The sequence below is a fragment of the Micromonospora sp. NPDC047793 genome, from assembly GCF_040642635.1.
GTDB lineage: Bacteria > Actinomycetota > Actinomycetes > Mycobacteriales > Micromonosporaceae > Micromonospora.
On the sequence record NZ_JBEYSG010000003.1, the window covers coordinates 413133 to 430550 of the forward strand.

Annotated in this window: 7 protein-coding genes; 5 read left to right on the top strand and 2 right to left on the bottom strand. The window is 74.4% G+C overall.

The features are described from left to right. Positions 1–158 precede the first annotated feature (158 nt). The 5 genes from ABZ738_RS09525 to ABZ738_RS09545 are packed head-to-tail and all read left to right on the top strand — an operon-like array spanning position 159 to position 14815. Positions 159–6629 carry an amino acid adenylation domain-containing protein gene (locus ABZ738_RS09525; protein ID WP_357212147.1) on the top strand — a complete coding sequence of 2157 codons (6471 nt, stop codon included), beginning with the start codon at positions 159–161 and terminating at the stop codon, positions 6627–6629. Beyond that, a complete protein-coding gene (locus ABZ738_RS09530; protein WP_357212149.1) occupies positions 6626–11830 on the top strand; it encodes an amino acid adenylation domain-containing protein in 5205 nt (1734 codons plus the stop codon). Before ABZ738_RS09525 ends, ABZ738_RS09530 begins: the two co-directional genes overlap by 4 nt. Then, a complete protein-coding gene (locus ABZ738_RS09535; RefSeq protein WP_176094255.1) occupies positions 11827–12900 on the top strand; it encodes a saccharopine dehydrogenase NADP-binding domain-containing protein in 1074 nt (357 codons plus the stop codon). Before ABZ738_RS09530 ends, ABZ738_RS09535 begins: the two co-directional genes overlap by 4 nt. Then, on the top strand, positions 12897–14063 hold the full coding sequence (locus tag ABZ738_RS09540) for a Gfo/Idh/MocA family oxidoreductase (RefSeq protein ID WP_357212151.1): 1167 nt from the start codon (positions 12897–12899) through the stop codon (positions 14061–14063). The genes ABZ738_RS09535 and ABZ738_RS09540 overlap by 4 nt, the downstream gene beginning before the upstream one ends. Further along, the gene (locus ABZ738_RS09545; protein WP_357212153.1) at positions 14060–14815 is read left to right on the top strand and encodes an alpha/beta fold hydrolase; all 756 of its coding nucleotides are present in this window, start codon (positions 14060–14062) and stop codon (positions 14813–14815) included. The genes ABZ738_RS09540 and ABZ738_RS09545 overlap by 4 nt, the downstream gene beginning before the upstream one ends. Here the strand turns inward: ABZ738_RS09545 and ABZ738_RS09550 are convergent. Beyond that, the gene (locus tag ABZ738_RS09550) at positions 14790–16385 is read right to left on the bottom strand and encodes an AMP-binding protein (RefSeq protein ID WP_357212155.1); all 1596 of its coding nucleotides are present in this window, start codon (positions 16383–16385) and stop codon (positions 14790–14792) included. The two genes, ABZ738_RS09545 and ABZ738_RS09550, sit on opposite strands and share 26 nt — an antisense overlap. Beyond that, positions 16382–17407 carry a methyltransferase gene (locus ABZ738_RS09555; RefSeq protein WP_131056746.1) on the bottom strand — a complete coding sequence of 342 codons (1026 nt, stop codon included), beginning with the start codon at positions 17405–17407 and terminating at the stop codon, positions 16382–16384. The genes ABZ738_RS09550 and ABZ738_RS09555 overlap by 4 nt, the downstream gene beginning before the upstream one ends. Positions 17408–17418: the final 11 nt, after the last annotated feature.

A 17418-nucleotide genomic window follows, 5' to 3' on the forward strand; every position in this document is an offset into this window, starting at 1 on the left:
TGCAAGTAGCATGTTCTTTCTACTGTACGTATCCGTGTTGGCTTGTTACCTTGGCGTCGGCACGGACTCGTGTGGCGGTGCCGGACAACTCCGTCGAACAGGGGAGACCCAGATTGGGCGTCGAGGCCGAACACACACGACCCTTCACCCGGGACGGTATGCGGGACGACATCGCGGCCGTCCTCGGTGAGCCACCCGGCACGGTCGCGGACGACGCCGACCTGCTTCAGCTCGGTCTCGACTCGATCGGCGTGATGCGGTTGGTCGCCCGGTGGCATCAGCGTGGCGTGCCGGTGAGCTTCGCGGAGCTGGTCGAGGGACGCACCCTGGACGACTGGTGGCGGATGGTCGCCGAGCGGGCACCGGCCGACGCGGTCGTCCCCGACGCGCCGCCGCTGACCGTCGTCGACGCGGACGAACCCTTCGACCTGGCCGCGATGCAACACGCGTACTGGGTGGGACGCGGCGACGGCCAGGCCCTCGGCGGCGTCGGCGCGCACTTCTACAACGAGTTCGACGGCAGCGGGGTGGACCCGGACCGGCTCGACACCGCGGTCCGGGCACTGCTGCGCCGGCACGGGATGCTGCGCGCCCGCTTCGACGACGACGGCCGCCAGCGGATCCTGCCGACGAGCCCCTGGCCCGGCCTGACCGTGCACGACCTGCGGGCCCTCGACCACGCGCAGGCCGAGCGGACCCTGCTCGACCTGCGCGACCGGCTGTCGCACCGGCGGTTGGACGTGGCCCGTGGCGAGGTCTTCGACGTGCAACTCTCGCTGCTGCCCGACGGCGGCACCCGCTGCCACGTGCACATCGAGATGCTGGTGGCCGACGCGCACAGCTTCCGGATCCTGATGTCGGAACTCGCCCGCCTCTATCAGGACCCGGACGCCGAGCTGCCCCCGATCGGGCTGGACTACCCGAGCTACCTGGCGACCCTGCGTCGACGCCGGGTCGGCGAGCGGGACGCCGACCAGGCGTACTGGCAGGCCCGGCTGCCCGAGCTGCCCGGCCCGCCGGAGCTGCCGCTGGCCGTCGATCCGCAGCAGGTCAGCGGCCAGCGGGTGGTCCGACACCACCACTGGGTCGCTGCCGAGCAGGTCGAGCGACTGACCCGCCGCGCCCGGACGTACGGGTTGACCCTGCCGGTGCTGTTCCTGGCCGCCTTCGGTCACGTGCTGGGTCGGTGGAGCTCCGCCGGGCGGTTCCTGCTCAACCTGCCGCTCTACGACCGGCAGCCGGTGCACCCCGACGTCGCACACCTGGTCGGTGACTTCACCAACCTGCTGCTGCTGGAGGTGGACACCACCGCCGAGCGTGACTTCGCGGCCTTCGCCCGTACGGTCCAGGAGCGGCTGCGCGCCGACGCCGCCCACCCCGGCTACACCGGAGTGGACGTGCTGCGGGACCTGACCCGGCTGCGCGGCGGTACGCCCGTCGGCGCTCCGGTGGTCTTCACCAGCGCGCTCAGCCTCGGCGAACTCTTCGACGGCGAGGTGCGCGAGAGCTTCGGCGCGCCCGGTTGGACCATGTCGCAGACCCCGCAGGTGTGGCTGGACGTGCAGGTCACCGAGCGTGAGCACGGCCTCTTCGTGAACTGGGACTGCGTCGAGGAGCTCTTCCCGGCCGGGCTGGTCGGCGAGATGTTCGACGCGTACCTGCGGATCCTCCACTGGCTGCTCGACGACGACGTCGACTGGGCCGCGTACCCGCCGGAGTTGCTGCCGGAGCGGACCCGGCAGGTCCGCGCGGCGGCCAACGACACGACCCGTCCGATCCGTCGTCGCCGCCTGCACGACGACGTCTTCGCCCGGGCCGCCACCGAGCCGGACCGCCCGGCGCTGCTCTGGGGCACCGACGGCCGGCTCGACTACGGCGACCTGGCCGCGCAGGCCGACCGCGTCGCCGGAGCGCTGGTCGCCAACGGGCTCCGTCCGGGCGACCCGGTGGCGGTCACCGTTGAGAAGGGACCACGGCAGGTCGTCGCGGTGCTCGGCGTGCTGCGGGCCGGCGGGGTGTACGTGCCGGTCGGCGTCGACCAGCCGGCCGCCCGCCGGGCCCGGATCCACACGGTGGCCGGGGTGCGGCACGTGGTGACCGGAGTGCCCCTGCCGGAACTGCCCGCAGACCTGTGCGTGCTCGACGTGGCGGACCGCTCGTACCCGCCCGCCGGCCCGATCCCCGGCACCGACGACGACCCGGCCTACCTGCTGTTCACCTCCGGCTCCACGGGCGAGCCGAAGGGCGTGCAGGTGCCGCACCGGGCGGCGGTCAACACGATCGACGACATCGGCCGGCGCTTCGACGTCGGTCCGGAGGACCGGGTGCTCGCGGTCTCGGCCCTCGACTTCGACCTCTCCGTGTACGACATGTTCGGCATGCTGAACGCCGGTGCGGCGCTGGTCTGCGTCGGCGAGGACGAGCGGCGGGACGCCGACCGCTGGGTGGAGCTGGTCCGCCGGCACCGGGTCACCGTCTGGCAGTCCGTGCCGGCGCTGCTGGACATGCTGCTGACCGCTGGCGCCGACGGCGACCTGCCGCTGCGGCTGGCCCTGCTCGGTGGCGACTGGGTCGGGCTCGACCTGGCCGGACGGTTGGCCGCACAGGCCCCGGGCGCGGTCCTGGTGGCGCTCGGCGGCACCACGGAGACCGCGATCCACTCCACCGTCCAGGTGGTGCCAGTGCCGGTGCCCGAGGAGTGGCGTTCGGTGCCGTACGGCGTGCCCCTGGCCAACCAGCTCATGCGGGTGACCGACCCGGCGGGACGGGACCGGCCCGACTGGGTCACCGGTGAACTCTGGATCGGTGGCCTCTCGGTGGCCGACGGCTACCGGGGCGACCCCGACCGCACCGCCGCGCAGTTCCGTCAGATCGACGGGGTGCGCTGGTATCGCACCGGTGACCTGGCCCGCTACCACCCGGACGGCACCGTCGAGTTCCTCGGTCGGGCCGACGCCCAGGTCAAGATCCGGGGGCACCGGATCGAGCTGGGGGAGATCGAGACCGCACTGGAACGGCACCCCGCCGTCCGCCGCGCGGTCGCGGTCGCCCTCGGTACGCCCCGGCAACTCGCCGTCGCCGTCATCACCGAGACCGACCTGGACCCGGCCGCGCTGCGTGACTGGCTGGCCGAGCAGGTGCCCGGGTACATGGTGCCCGAGCGGGTGGTGCTCACCGACGATCTGCCGTTGTCGGCCAACGCCAAGATCGACCGACGGGCGGTGGCCCGCCTGGTCGACGCCGCCCGCCCCGGGACCGAGCAGCTCGAACCGCCGGTCGGCGACATCGAGCGTGAGGTGGCCCGGATCTGGGCCGAGCTGCTCGGGGTGCCCGCCGTCGGGCGGCGGCAGAGCTTCTTCGCCGCCGGTGGCGACAGCCTGGTGGCCACCCGCTCGATGGCGCTGCTCGGCGCCGCCGGGCTGGACGGCGCGAACCTGCGCCAACTCTTCGCCACCCCGGTGCTGGCCGACTTCGCCGCCACCCTGCGCCGCGTCGAGGGGGACCGCCCGGTCGCCGTCGCACTGCGGGCCGACGCGGCGAACCGGTACGCGCCCTTTCCCCCCACCGACGTGCAGCGGGCGTACTGGCTGGGGCGCAGCAGCGAGTTCGCGCTCGGCGGCGTCGGCTCGCACTGGTACTGGGAGTTCGACGGCGCGGACGTCGACCTGGACCGGCTGGAGGACGCGGTCGACCTGCTGGTCGCCCGGCACGACATGCTCCGCGCGATCTTCGACGACGACGGCGACCAGCGGGTGCTGACCGAGGTGGACCGGTTCCGGATCACCGTCCGCGACGGCGGTGACGCCGAACTGCGCGAACTGCGGGAGCGGATGGCCCACCGGGTCCCCGACCCGAGCCGGTGGCCGCTGCTGGAGATCGCCGCCGTCCGGTACGCCGACGGCCGGGTCCGGATCGGGTTCAGCTTCGACTACATCGTGCTCGACGCGCTCAGCATCGTGATCTTCTTCGACGAGCTGACCACGCTCTACACCGACCCGGCGGCCTCGCTGCGGCCGGTCGGCGTGACCTTCCGTGACTACGTGCTGGCCGACTCGTCGACCGTCGAGGACGACCAGCGGTACTGGCGGGACCGGCTGGACAGCCTCCCGCCCGCGCCGCCGCTGCCGCTCGCCGTGGACCCGGACACCGTGGTCGCCCCGCGCTTCGTCCGCCGGGAGGACCGGCTCGACCCGACGCAGTGGGCCCGGCTGACCGAGCAGGCCCGGCGGCACGGGGTGACCCCGGCCAGCGTGCTCGCCGCCGCCTTCGCCGAGGTGCTGTCGGCCTGGTGCGGTCGCGGGGAGCTGACCCTCAACCTCACCCTGTTCAACCGTCGTGACGTGCACCCCGACATCAACAACATCCTCGGCGACTTCACCTCCCTGCTGCTGCTGGCGCATCGGGCGGGGGAGGGGGACACCTGGCTGGACGTGGTCCGGCGCACCCAGGAGCAGGTCTGGGAGGGGATGGCCCACGACTCGGTCTCCGCGCTGTGGGTGCTGCGCGAACTGGCCCGCCGTCAGCAGGGCGGCGCGGTCAGCATGCCGGTCGTGTTCACCAGCGCCCTCGGTGTCGCCGGTGGCATGAGCGAGATGTCCTTCCCCTTCGGCGAGCTGGTCTGGGGCATCTCGCAGACCCCGCAGGTCTGGCTCGACAACCAGGTGATGGAGCGCGACGGCGGACTGGTCTACAACTGGGACTCGGTCGACGAACTGTTCCCGCCCGGCCTGCTCGACGCCATGTTCGACGCGTACCGGGAGCTGCTGCTGCGGCTGACCACGGCGGACTGGGAGGCCGTGCCCCCGGCCCCGCTGCCGGCGGCGCAGCGGCGGGTCCGGGACACGGTCAACGACACCGCCGGCCCGCTGCCGACCGGCCTGCTGCACACCGGCTTCTTCCGGCACGCCGCCGCCACGCCCGACGCGACCGCCGTGGTCACCGCCGACGGACTCACGGTCGACTACCGCGAACTCGCCGTGCGGGCGCTGCGTCTCGGCGGGGCGTTGCGCGCGCACGGCGTCCAGCCCGGTGACGCCGTCGCGGTGACCCTGCCGCGCGGCGTCGACCAGGTCGCCGCGGTCCTCGGCGTGCTCGCGGCGGGCGGACACTACGTCCCGGTCGGCGTCGACCAGCCGGCCGAGCGCCGCGACCGGATCTACTCCCGGGCCGGGGTACGCGCCGTCGTCGCCCCACCCGACCTGGACACCGGTCACCCGGTGGTGGCGCCGGACACGCCCGCCACTCCGTTGCCCGCACCGGTCGAGGTGGACCCGGAGCAACTCGCCTACATCATCTTCACCTCCGGCTCCACCGGTGAGCCGAAGGGCGTGGAGATCACCCACCGGGCGGCGCTGAACACCGTCGACGACATCAACACCCGCTACGGCGTCGGCCCCGACGACCGGGTGCTGGCCATCTCGGCGCTCGACTTCGACCTGTCCGTGTACGACGTCTTCGGGCTGCTCGGCGCCGGCGGTGCGGTGGTCTGCGTCGCCGACGAGGACCGGCGGGAGGCCCGCCGGTGGGTCGCCGTCGCCCGCAGTGCCGGGGTGACGATCTGGAACTCGGTGCCCGCGCTGCTGGACATGCTGCTGGTCGCGGCCGACACCGACGGCCTGCCCGACGGGCTGCGGCTGGCCCTGCTCTCCGGCGACTGGGTCGGGCTCGACCTGCCCGGACGGCTGCGCGACCGGTGCCCCGAGGCCCGGTTCGTCGCCCTCGGCGGGGCGACCGAGGCGGCCATCTGGTCCAACGCCTGCGAGATCGACGTGGTGCCCGCGCACTGGCGGTCCGTGCCGTACGGGCTGCCGTTGCGCAACCAGCGCTACCGGGTGGTCGATCCACGCGGCCGGGACTGCCCGGACTGGGTCCCCGGTGAGCTGTGGATCGGCGGTGTCGGGGTGGCCCGGGGCTACCGGGGCGACCCGGAGACCACCGCACGACAGTTCGTCACCGTGGACGGACAGCGGTGGTACCGCACCGGGGACCTCGGCCGGTACTGGCCCGACGGCACGCTGGAGTTCCTCGGCCGGGTCGACTTCCAGGTCAAGATCCGTGGGCACCGGATCGAGCTGGGGGAGATCGAGGCGGCTGCGGAGGCGTACGCCGGGGTGGCCCGCGCCGTCGGGCTGACCGTCGGCGTGGGTACGCACCGGCGGCTGGCGCTGGCCGTGGTCGCCGCCGACGAACCGGTCGACGAGGCGGCCCTGGTCGGCTTCCTGGCGACTCGGCTGCCCAGCTACATGGTGCCGGAACGGGTGGTCGGCGTCCCCGGGCTGCCGCTGACCGCCAACGGCAAGGTGGACCGTCGGGCGTTGACCGCCCAGGTGGACACCGAACCCGACGACGCGGCCGACGAGAGCCCGCGCGGGGACAGCGAGAAGCTGATCGCCGAGATCTGGGCCGAGGTGCTCGAGTGCGAGCGGATCGGCCGGCAGCAGAGCTTCTTCGCCCTTGGCGGGGACAGCCTGCTGGCCACCCGGCTGGTGGAGACGCTGCGGCTGCGCCACGGGGTGGAGCTGTCGTTGCGGCAGCTGTTCCTGGCGCCGACCGTGGCGCAGTTGGCAGACGTCTTCGACGCCCACCGCGGCGCGGTGGAACCCGGTGACTTCGAGGAGGGCACGATATGAGTCAGTCGTCCGCCGGTGACCTGCTCGCCGAGTTGGAGAGCGTGGGGGTACGGGTCTGGTTGGAGGCCGGTCAGCTGCGCTTCCGGGCACCCCAGGGGGCGATGACGCCGGATCGTCGCGAGGCGTTGCGCGCCCGACGCGACGAGATCGTCGCGCACCTCGACAACCTCGCCGGCAACGGCACCCTGGTCCCCGACCGGGCGCACCGGCACGACCCGTTCCCGGTCACCGACGTGCAGGCGGCGTACCTGCTCGGGCGGGGCGAGACGTTCGCGTACGGCGGCGTCGCCTGTCACGGCTACGGCGAACTGGTCTATCCCGAGCTGGACCCGGAGCGGATGACCGCCGCCTGGCGGGCCCTGATCGCCCGGCACGACATGCTCCGCGCGGTGGTGGAGGCCGACGGCGCGCAGCGCGTGCTGGCGGAGGTGCCGCCGTTCGAGGTGCCCGTGATCGACCTGACCGGCCGTCCCGAGGCGGTGGTCGACGCGGCGGTCAGCGCCGTCCGCGCCGAGATGGACCACCTGGTGCACACGCCCGACCGGTGGCCGCTGTTCGCCGCCCGGATCACCCGCGCCGACCACCGGACCGTGCTGCACGTCTCGATCGACTTCCTGATCGCCGACTTCATCAGCGTCCAGGTGGTCCTCGACGAGCTGCACCGGCTCTATCACCGGCCGGACGAGCCGCTGCCGCCGCTGGAGATCACCTTCCGGGACTACCAGCTCGCCGAGCGCGCGGTGCGGGACAGCCCGCGCCACGAGCGGGACAAGCAGTGGTGGCTGGCCCGGGTCGACGAGCTGCCGGCCGCGCCGGAACTGCCCACGGTGGCCCGTCCCGCCGACAGCGAGGGCCGGTTCCGCCGCTGGGAGACCCGGCTCTCGTCGCAGGTCTGGGAGGGGCTGCGGCAGCGCGCCGGCCGGCACGGGGTCAGTCCGTCCGGTGCGGTGCTGGCCGCGTTCTCGGACACCATCGCGGCGTACAGCCGGCGGTCCCGGTTCACCCTCGACATCACCCTGCTCAACCGCGCGCCGGTGCACGACCAGGTCAACGCGCTGGTCGGCGACTTCACCTCGGTGGACCTGCTGGCCGTGGACGCCGACCCGACCCGCCGCTTCGACGAGCGGGCCCGGGACCTGCAGGCCCAGCTCTGGGAGGACCTGGACCACCGCTCGTTCAGCGGTATCGAGGTGATGCGGGAGATCGCCCGCCGGCAGGGCGCCGAGGCGGCCCTCTTCCCGGTGGTCTTCACCAGCGCCATCGGCATCACCTCGGCCGGGGCCGCCGCCGACGGCGCGCCGCTGGGCGAGCTGGGCTACGGGATCAGCCAGACGCCGCAGGTCTGGATCGACTGCCAGAACATCGAGCGGGACGGCGGCCTGGTGTCCAACTGGGACGTCCGCGAGGAGGTCTTCCCGCCCGGCGTGGTCGACGACATGTTCGCCGCGTACGACGCGGTGCTGCACCGCCTGGCCGGCGACGACGCGGCCTGGACCGGGACCGGGCACCCGGACCCGCCCGAGGCGACGCGGGACCGTCGCGCCGAGACCAACCGGACGCAGGCCCCGGTCCCCGCCGGGATGCTGCACGACAGGGTGGTGTTGCAGGCGCTGAGCACCCCGGACCGGCCCGCCGTCGTCGCCGCCGACCGCACGCTGGACTACGCCGAGCTGCTCGGTCGGGCCGCCGGGGTGGCCGAGGCGCTGACCGCCGCCGGCTGCCGCCGTCAGGAACTGGTCGCGGTGGTCATGGACCGGGGCTGGGAGCAGGTCGTCGCGGTGCTCGGCGCGTTGCTGGCCGGCTGCGTCTACGTACCGGTGGACACCTCGCAGCCGGCGGTACGCCGCCGGACCATCCTGACCAACGCCGGGATCCGGTGCGCGCTGACCCAGTCCGGAGTGGACCGGGACGGCTGGGCCGAGGGGCTGCGCCTGCTCGACGTGGACCTGCTCGGCACCGGGCAGCCGCAGCCGGTCGAGGGCTCCGGCGACCCGGAGGAGCTGGCGTACGTCATCCACACCTCCGGCTCCACCGGCAGCCCCAAGGGCGTCATGATCAATCACCGTGGCGCGGTGAACACGGTGCTCGACATCAACGACCGCTTCGGCGTCGGCCCCGACGACCGGGTGCTCGGCCTCTCCAACCTCGGCTTCGACCTGTCGGTGTACGACGTCTTCGGGCCGCTCTCGGTGGGCGGCGCGGTGGTGCTGCCCGACCCGCAGCGGCGCGGGGACCCGTCGCACTGGGCCGACCTGGTCGGCACGCACGGCGTCACGGTGTGGAACTCGGTGCCGGCCCAGTTGCAGATGCTGCACGACTACCTCGTCTCGGCCACCGCCACCGTGCCGGACGGCCTGCGACTGGCGATGCTCTCCGGCGACTGGATCCCGGTGGCGCTGCCGGACCAGATCCGTGCCCGGGTGCCCGGACTGCGCATCGTCAGCCTCGGCGGGGCGACCGAGGCGTCCATCTGGTCGATCTGGTATCCGATCGAGCAGGTCGACCCGGAGTGGCGCAGCATCCCGTACGGCCGCCCGCTGACCAACCAGAGCTTCCACGTGCTCGACGCGGCCCTGCGGCCCCGCCCGGACCTGGTCAGCGGCGAGCTGTACATCGGCGGTGTGGGGCTGGCGGTGGGCTACCTCAACGACCGCGAGCGCACCGCCGAGCGCTTCGTCGTGCACCCGCAGACCGGTGAGCGGCTGTACCGCACCGGTGACCTGGGCCGGTACCTGCCCGACGGCACCATCGAGTTCCTCGGCCGGGAGGACCTCCAGGTCAAGATCCGGGGCTACCGGATCGAGTTGGCCGAGATCGAGGCGGCGCTGGGCGGACATCCGGCGGTCGCCGGGGCGGTGGTGGTGGTCGACGGCGACACCCCGCTGGAGCGGCGGCTGGCCGCGTTCGTCGAACCCGCCGGACGGCCGGTCACCGCTGCGCAGGCCGAGCACGACCAGGCCGCCCTGCGGCAGCTCGGCGTGGACGCCTGCGTCGACGCCGACAGCACGCTCGCCGGTGTCGACCGGGAGCGCTACCTCGCGTACGCCCACCGGCTCGACGACGTCGCGCTGCCGGCCATGGTGGACGCGTTCCGCGCCGCCGGGCTGTTCGCCGCCGGCAGCCGGCACCCGCTGGCGGACCTGCTGGACACCGCGCACGTCGCGCCCCGCCACCACCGGCTGGTCCGGCGCTGGCTGCGCGCGCTCACCGACTCCGGTCTGCTCGACCAGGACACCGACGGCCGGTACGGACTGACGCCGGCGGGCGCGGCGGCGGACACCGACGCCGGATGGCGGGAGGTGGAGCAGCTCGCCGACGCCGAGGACCGGGAACTGCTGGACTACTTCCGGGCCAGCACCGCGCACCTGCCCGCCCTGCTGCGCGGCGAGGACGACCCGCTGGCGCTGCTGTTCCCGCAGGGCCGGGTGGACGTCTCGCAGGGCCTCTACGAACGCACGCTGTTCAACCGGTGGGCCAACGAGGCGGCGGCGGCCCTGGTGCGGCGGATCGCCGAGCAGCGGATCGAGCCCGGGGCGCTGCGGGTGCTGGAGGTCGGCGCCGGGGCCGGCGGCACTACCGCCGCCGTGCTCGCCGCGCTGGACGGGTACGAGGTGGACTACCTGGCCACCGACCTGTCCCCGTTCTTCCTGGGCGAACTGCGGACCCGGTTCGGCGACCGGCCCGGCCTGCGCCTGGAAGCGGTCGACATCGACCGGGACCTGGCCGGGCAGGGCCTCTCCCCGAACTCGTTCGACGTGGTCGTGGCCGGCGACGTGCTGCACGCCAGCGCCGACGTCGGCCGGGCGCTGGACCGGCTGCGCGAGGTGCTCGCCCCGCAGGGCTGGCTGGTCGCCTGCGAGATGACCCGCGACCACCACCAGATCATGACCTCGCTGGAACTGCTGGTCCGTGTGGACGAGGCGACCGCCGACTTCACCGACCTGCGTCGGGGCACCGAGCAGGTGTTCCTCGACCGGCGGTCCTGGCTGGAGGTGCTGGGCGCGGCGGGCGCGGCGCAGCCGCTGTGCCTGCCCGAGCCGGACGGCTTCATCGCCGAGCTGGGCATGTGCGTGCTGGCCGCCCGGTTCAAGACCGACCGGGTGCGGATCTCCCGCGACGACCTGACCGAGCACCTGGCCGGTCGGCTGCCGCAGTACATGGTGCCGTCGGTGGTCCAGGTCGTCGACGCCCTGCCGCTCAACGCCAACGGCAAGGTCGATCGGGCGGTACTGCGCCGTCGACTGCCCCGGCGGGGCACGGCGACCGCCGCCGGGTCGTCCGGTGCCCTGGACAGCGACCTGGAACGTCGGATCGCGGCGGTCTGGGCCGAGGCGCTGCGGCTGCCCCGGGTCGGCCGGGACGAGAACCTGTTCGAACTCGGCGGGGACTCCCTGGTCGCGGCCCAGATCACCGGCCGGATCCTGGAGGAGATCCCGCAGGCCGCCGGCCTCTTCTTCGACCAGCTGCTGCGGCAGGTGCTGGAGCAGCCCACGGTGGCCGCCCTCGCCGGGCACGTCGAGGCGGAGTCGGCCACCCCGGTCACCGCGTCGCCGTCGGTGCCGGCCACGTCGGGCGGGGACGGGCTGTCCCCGCTGCACGAGGGCACCGACGGGGTGCCCTGGGTGCTGGTGCCCGGCGGCGAGGGTGTCGACGCGTACGCGGGGCTGGTGCCGCACCTGGCGGCGACCGGTCCGGTGCTCGGGTTGGCCCCGGGCGCGGCCGACGACCTGCTCCGGGTCGCCGCCGCGCAGGCCCGCCTGGTCACCGCGGCCGGACACCCGGCGGTACGGCTGGTCGGGTACGGCCTCGGTGCCACGTCCACGCTGGAGGTGGCGCGGTCGCTGATCGAGGCCGGCGGTCAGGTCGACGCGGTGGTGCTGATCTCGCCGTGGCGGCCGGCGGCCGGCGCCGACCCGGCGGCGGCGTACCGGGCGGAGACCGGTGCCGCCGGGGTGCCCGGCGAGGACTTCGCCGCGCGACTGGCGGCCGTCGCCCGGCACGAGCCGACGCTCTACGCCGGTGACCTCGTCGTGCTGCGGCCCACCGGCGCGGTGCCCTACGACGCGCAGAGTCTGGAGTTCTGGGCCGACCTCTGCCTGGGTGACGTCCGCACGGTCGACGTGGACGCGGACCACCTGACGGTGCTGGGCCCGGCGGCCGGTACCGCGCTGGCGGCCCTCGACCCGGAGCCGGCGCGGTGACCGCTGTCGCCGTGCTCGGCGCCTCCGGGGCGGTCGGGCGGGCGGCGGTGGCGCTGTTGCGGTCCTGGGACGTCGGCCCGCTGCGGGTCGGCGCCCGGCGACCCCCGCAGCTCGACGGCGTCGACCGGATGGTCGTGGACGCCCGCGACCCGGCCGACCTGGCCCGGTTCTGCGCCGGTGCCCGGGTGGTGCTCAACTGCGCCGGCCCGGCCGTGGAACTGGTCGACCAGGTGGCCCGGGCGGCGGTGGCGGCCGGTGCCGACTACGTCGACGCGGCCGGTGACGACGCGCTGCACGCCGCCGTGACGGCGGTGGCCGGCGGCAGCGGCCGGACCGGCGTGGTGTCGGCCGGGATGATGCCCGGACTGACCGGGCTGCTGCCCCGGCTGCTCGCCGCCCACCTGCCCGACGGCGACCGGCTGACCGGGTATGTCGGCGGGCGGGACCGGTTCACGCTGACCGCCGCCGTGGACTACGTCGCCGCCGACGAGAGTTTCGGCTGGCCCGCCGCGGCCTGGCGGGACGGCCGGGTGGCGCGCAACGCGTTGCGCCCGGTGCCGGAGCTGACGCTGCCGTGGTTCCCCGAGCCGGTCACCGCCCAGCCCTACCTGGGCACCGAGACCGCCCGGGTGGCCGCCGTGCTGGGGCTGCGACAGGTCGACTGGTATTCGGTCTTCGCCGGCGAGCGGGTGCTGGCCGCGCTGCGGACCGGGTCCGGGACCGCCGAGAGCGGGCACCGGGAGGCCGGGGAGCGGCTGTGCCGGGCGGCGGAGCTGGACCTCTTCGGCCACCCGGCGTACCAGAACCTGGTGGTCACCCTCGCCGGACCGAGCGGGGAGCGGACCGCCGTGGTCCGCAGCACCGGCGCCAGCGAACTCACCGGAAGCATGGCCGCGCTGACGGCCCGAGCGGTGCTGGCCGGCGCGGTACCGCCCGGTGTCTGGCACACCGACGAGGTCCTCGACCCGATCGCCACCGTCACCGAACTGGCGGCGGTGCCGGCGGTGCCGCTGGCCGCCGTGGTGGCGGACGTCTCCGCCGTCGAGCAGTACGAGGAGGACGTGATATGAAGCGACCCACCCGGGTGGTCGTCTGTGGCACCCGGTTCGGCCAGGTCTACCTGGAGTCCTTCCGCGAGGCGGACCCGAGCTTCGAGCTCGCCGGGGTCCTCGCCGGTGGCAGCGACCGGTCCCGCGCCTGTGCCGCGCACTACGGCGTGCCGTTGTACACGGCGGTGGACCAGTTGCCCGACGACATCGACATCGCCTGCGTGGTCATCCGGGGCGGGCTGCTCGGCGGCCGTGGCTCCGAGCTGGCCATGGAGCTGATGGCGCGCGGCGTGCACGTGCTCCAGGAGCACCCGCTGCACCACGACGAGCTGGCCCGTTGCCTGCGCCAGGCCCGCCGGCACAAGGTGGTGTACCAGCTCAACCCGTTCTATCGGCACATCACCCCGGTCCGTCGGTTCCTCGGCGCGGCGGGCGAACTGCTGCGCCGCCAGCCACCGCGCTACCTCGACGTGGCCTGCGGCTTCCAGTTGGCGTACTCGCTGCTGGACCTGCTCGGTCAGGCGCTCGGCGGGGTGCGGCCGTGGCGGTTCACCGAGCTGCCGGCCCTGCCCGTGTCGGTCACCTCGGCGACCGAGCTGGACCTGCCGTTCCGCAGCCTGGACGGGGTGCTGGCCGGGGTGCCGGTCACGCTGCGGGTACAGAACCAGATGGACCCGGCCGACCCGGACAACTACGCCCACCTGATGCACCGGATCACCATCGGCACCGAGGCCGGCAACCTCACGCTGGTGGGTACGCACGGCCCGACGGTCTGGACCGCGCGTCCGGACTTCCCCCGCGAGGTCGCCGGCATCGGCGCCGACCCGCACTTCGCCGCCGACCGTGACACCAGCACCCCCAGCGCCGTCACGTTCGGCCCGAGCGAGGTGCCGCACTACGACACGGTCTTCGGCACCACCTGGCCGCAGGGCGTACGCCGGGCACTGTGGACCCTGCGGGACACCGTCGAGCGGGGCGAGGACCCGCTGCGGCAGGGCCAGTACCACCTGACGCTGTGCCAGCTGTGGCAGGAGCTGACCGCTATCCTCGGCCCGCCGGAGCTGGTCTCCGCCGAGCCGCCCCGGATGCTCGGCGCGGGTGACCTGGCGGCCCTGGCGGCGGCCGGTGAGGCGGCGGTGGCCGACCCGGCGGACGCGCGGGAGCCGGCGGGGGTGGGCGGGTGACCTCGGTCGAGACCAGCGCGCGACGGTGGCTGCGCTGCTACCGGCCCCGGCCGGCGGCCACCGTGCGACTGGTCTGCTTCCCGCATGCCACCGGCAGCGCGCCGTTCTACCGGAGCTGGGCCCGGGAGTTGCCGGACGACGTCGAGGTGCTGGCGGTGCAGTACCCGGGCCGGCTGGACCGGATCGCCGAGCCCGCGCTGACCGCCATGCCGGTGCTGGCGGACATGGTCACCGACGTGCTCGCGCCCCGGCGTGACCTGCCGATCGCCCTCTTCGGGCACAGCATGGGCGCCGCCGTGGCGTACGAGGTGGCGCGCCGGCTGGAGCGGCGGCACGCCGCGCCGCTGGCGCACCTGTTCGTCTCGGGACGGCCCGCGCCGTGTCACCACCGGCCGGGCACCAAACACCTGGGCCCGGACGACGACCTCTGGGACGAGCTGCGCCGGCTGGGCGGCACCGACCCGGCGGCGCTGGAGAACCCGCAGCTCCGGTCGGCGTTGCTGCCGACGCTGCGGGCGGACTACCGGCTGATCGAGAGCTACCGCCCGGTCGACGCCGCGCCGTTGGCCACACCCGTCTCGGCGCTCGTCGGCGACGTGGACACCGAGGCGCTGGTGGACGAGGTGGCGGCCTGGGCCGGTTACACCCGGGCCGCCTTCGACCTGACCGTCTTCGACGGCGACCACTTCTATTTGGTGCCGCACCGGACGAAGGTGCTGGCCGGTGTCATCCGGAGCCTCGGCCTGACGTGACCGGGCCCGCCGCCTCGCGCGGCGGGTGCGCGGACGCGTCCAGGTGGCGCCGCCACAACTGACGCCGCCTCGGCTTGCCGCTGGTGGTACGCGGGATCGTGCCGGACGGCACCGGCACCACGTGCACGTCGGCCGCCGGCACCAGCGGCGCGACCAGGGCGGGGATCCGGTGCAGCCACTCCGGCCGGGGATGCTCCAGGTGGACCACCACGGTCGGGGTCCCCGCCACCAGGCCGAGCACGGTGGCCAGCCGTCCGGGCGGTGCGTCCAGGGCCGCGCCGAGCACCGCGTCGACGTCCTCGGCGAACACCGTCCGGCCGTGGACCTTGAGGCTGTCGCCGAGGCGGCCCAGCACGAAGAGGTGCCCGTCCCGCAGGAATCCGGCGTCCCCGGTGCGGACCGTGCCGTCGAAGGGCGGGCCGCCCGCGTACCCGTCGGCGACCGACGCGCCACCGACGACGATCTCACCGACCGTCCCGTCGTCGACCGGCCGGCCGTCGTCGTCCACCACCGCGATCTCGGCCCCGGTGACCGGGCCGCCGCAGCCCACCACGGGTACGCCGTCCGGGCCGGGCACCTGCCGCCACCCGGTCCGCAGCGGCAGCCCGGTCACCGCCAGCGTCGCCTCCGCCAGCCCGTACGCGGGCAGCAGCGCCTCCCGGCGCAGCCCGTGCGGGGCGAGCAGGTCGGCGAAGGCGGTCAGGGTGGCCGGTGGGATCCGTTCGGCGCCGACGATGACCGCCCGCCACTGCCGGAAGTCCAGCCCGGCGAGCTGCTCCGGGCGGACCCGCCGCAGCACGTGCGCCAGCCCGAAGCCGGGCATCGCGGTCAACCGGGCCCCGGCGCGACCGAAGCACTCCAGGTACCGGCTCGGCCGGCGGACGAACTCCGCCGGGGTGAGCAGCCACAGGTCGGCGCCGGTGACGACCGGTGCCAGCAGGCACCCGACCAGGCCCATGTCGTGGTGCACCGGCAGCCACGAGGCGGTCGCGTCGTCGGGCGTCATCTCCAGCCAGTCCCGGACGGCCGCGATGTTGGCCTCCAGGGCGGTCCGTGGCACGCGCACCCCGCGTACCGCCCCCGTGGTGCCGGAGGTGAACTGGAGCAGCGCCACCCGGGCCGGCGCCACCTCCATCGGCGCCGTCGTCTCGGCGGGCAGGTCCGCGACGTCGACGGTGGACACCCCGGCGTCGGCCGCCGCGCGGGCCACCGAGGGCGCGGACGCGCCGTCGACCACCAGCAACCGGGGCCGCATCGCCGTCAGGGCCGCGCTCAGGTGCTCGGCGTACCGGTCGGGGTCGCCGAAGGCGGCGGGCGGGGCGAGCGGGGACACCGTCGCCCCGGCCAGCAGCGCCCCGAACAGGGTGCCGACGAATCCGGGCCCGGAGGGCAGCACCACCCCGACCACGTCGTCCGGGCGTACGCTCCGCGCGGCCAGCCCGGCGGCGTGTCCGTGGGCCAGCCCGGCCAACCGCGCGTACGACCACCGGTCCCAGTCCCCGTCCGGGCGGGAGAAGCGGACGCCCCGGTCGGCGCGCGGCTGCCCCAGCCAGGACAGCAGCCCGGTCATACCGGTCGGGCCTCGATCACCGGGAACATCGGCGTCTGCGTCGCCTCGACCAGTTCCAGCCCGGCCCCGGCCAGGATCGCCCGTTGCTCGTCCAGGCTGCGCGCGCCGCCCGCGCTCAACGTCAGCATCAGCATGTCCATCCGACGGGCCAGCGGCGTGCTCTCCGCCTCGGACTGCCGTCCGGCCTCGAGGATGAACACCCTGCCCTGCGGGGACATCGCCGCCCGGATACGGCGCAGCACCCCGGTCGCCTCCTCGTCGCTCCAGCTGTAGAGGATCCGCTTGAGCACGTACGCGTCGCCACCGGACGGGATGTCGTCGGTGAGGAAGCTGCCGGGCACCACGCGTACCCGGTCGGTGACGCCGGCCGTGGCGAAGGTCTCCGGCGCGTTCGCCACCACGCCGGGCTTGTCGAACAGCACGCCGCGCATCCGGGGGAAGCGGCCCAGCAGGTCGGCGAGGAACCGGCCGTTGCCGCCGCCGACGTCGACCACCGTGCCGAAGCGGGACCAGTCCGAGGCGCGCAGGATGGCCATCAGCTCCATCCCGGTGACCCCGCTCATCACCTTGTCGAACGCCTCGCCGTCGGCGGGGTGCTGCCCGAAGTGGTCCCACATGCCGATGCCGTGGACCGCGTCGAAGGCGCCCTCGCCGGTGCGCAGGGTGTGGTCCAGGCCCTCCATCGCCCGGGTGCAGACCACGGGGGAGAGGAAGATGTCCCGGGCCGAGAAGGGGTGGTCGGCGCGCAGCAGGTCGGCCATCGGGGTCAGCCCGAACTCGCCGGGCGCGACCTCGGCGAACAGGTCCCGGGAGGCCAGGTACCGCAGCGCCTTGGTCAGCGACGGCTCGTGGGCGTCACAGGCGCGGGCCAGGTCCGCGGCGGGCATCGGCCCGTCGGCGAGCTGGTCGGCGACCCGCAGCAGGCAGACCGCCCGGATCGTGTACGGCAGCAGGTAGTCGCCCACCTCCATCAGCCGCAGGATGGCCGGTACGTCGATGCGGGCACGTCGTCTCGTCAGCATCGCTGCTCCTT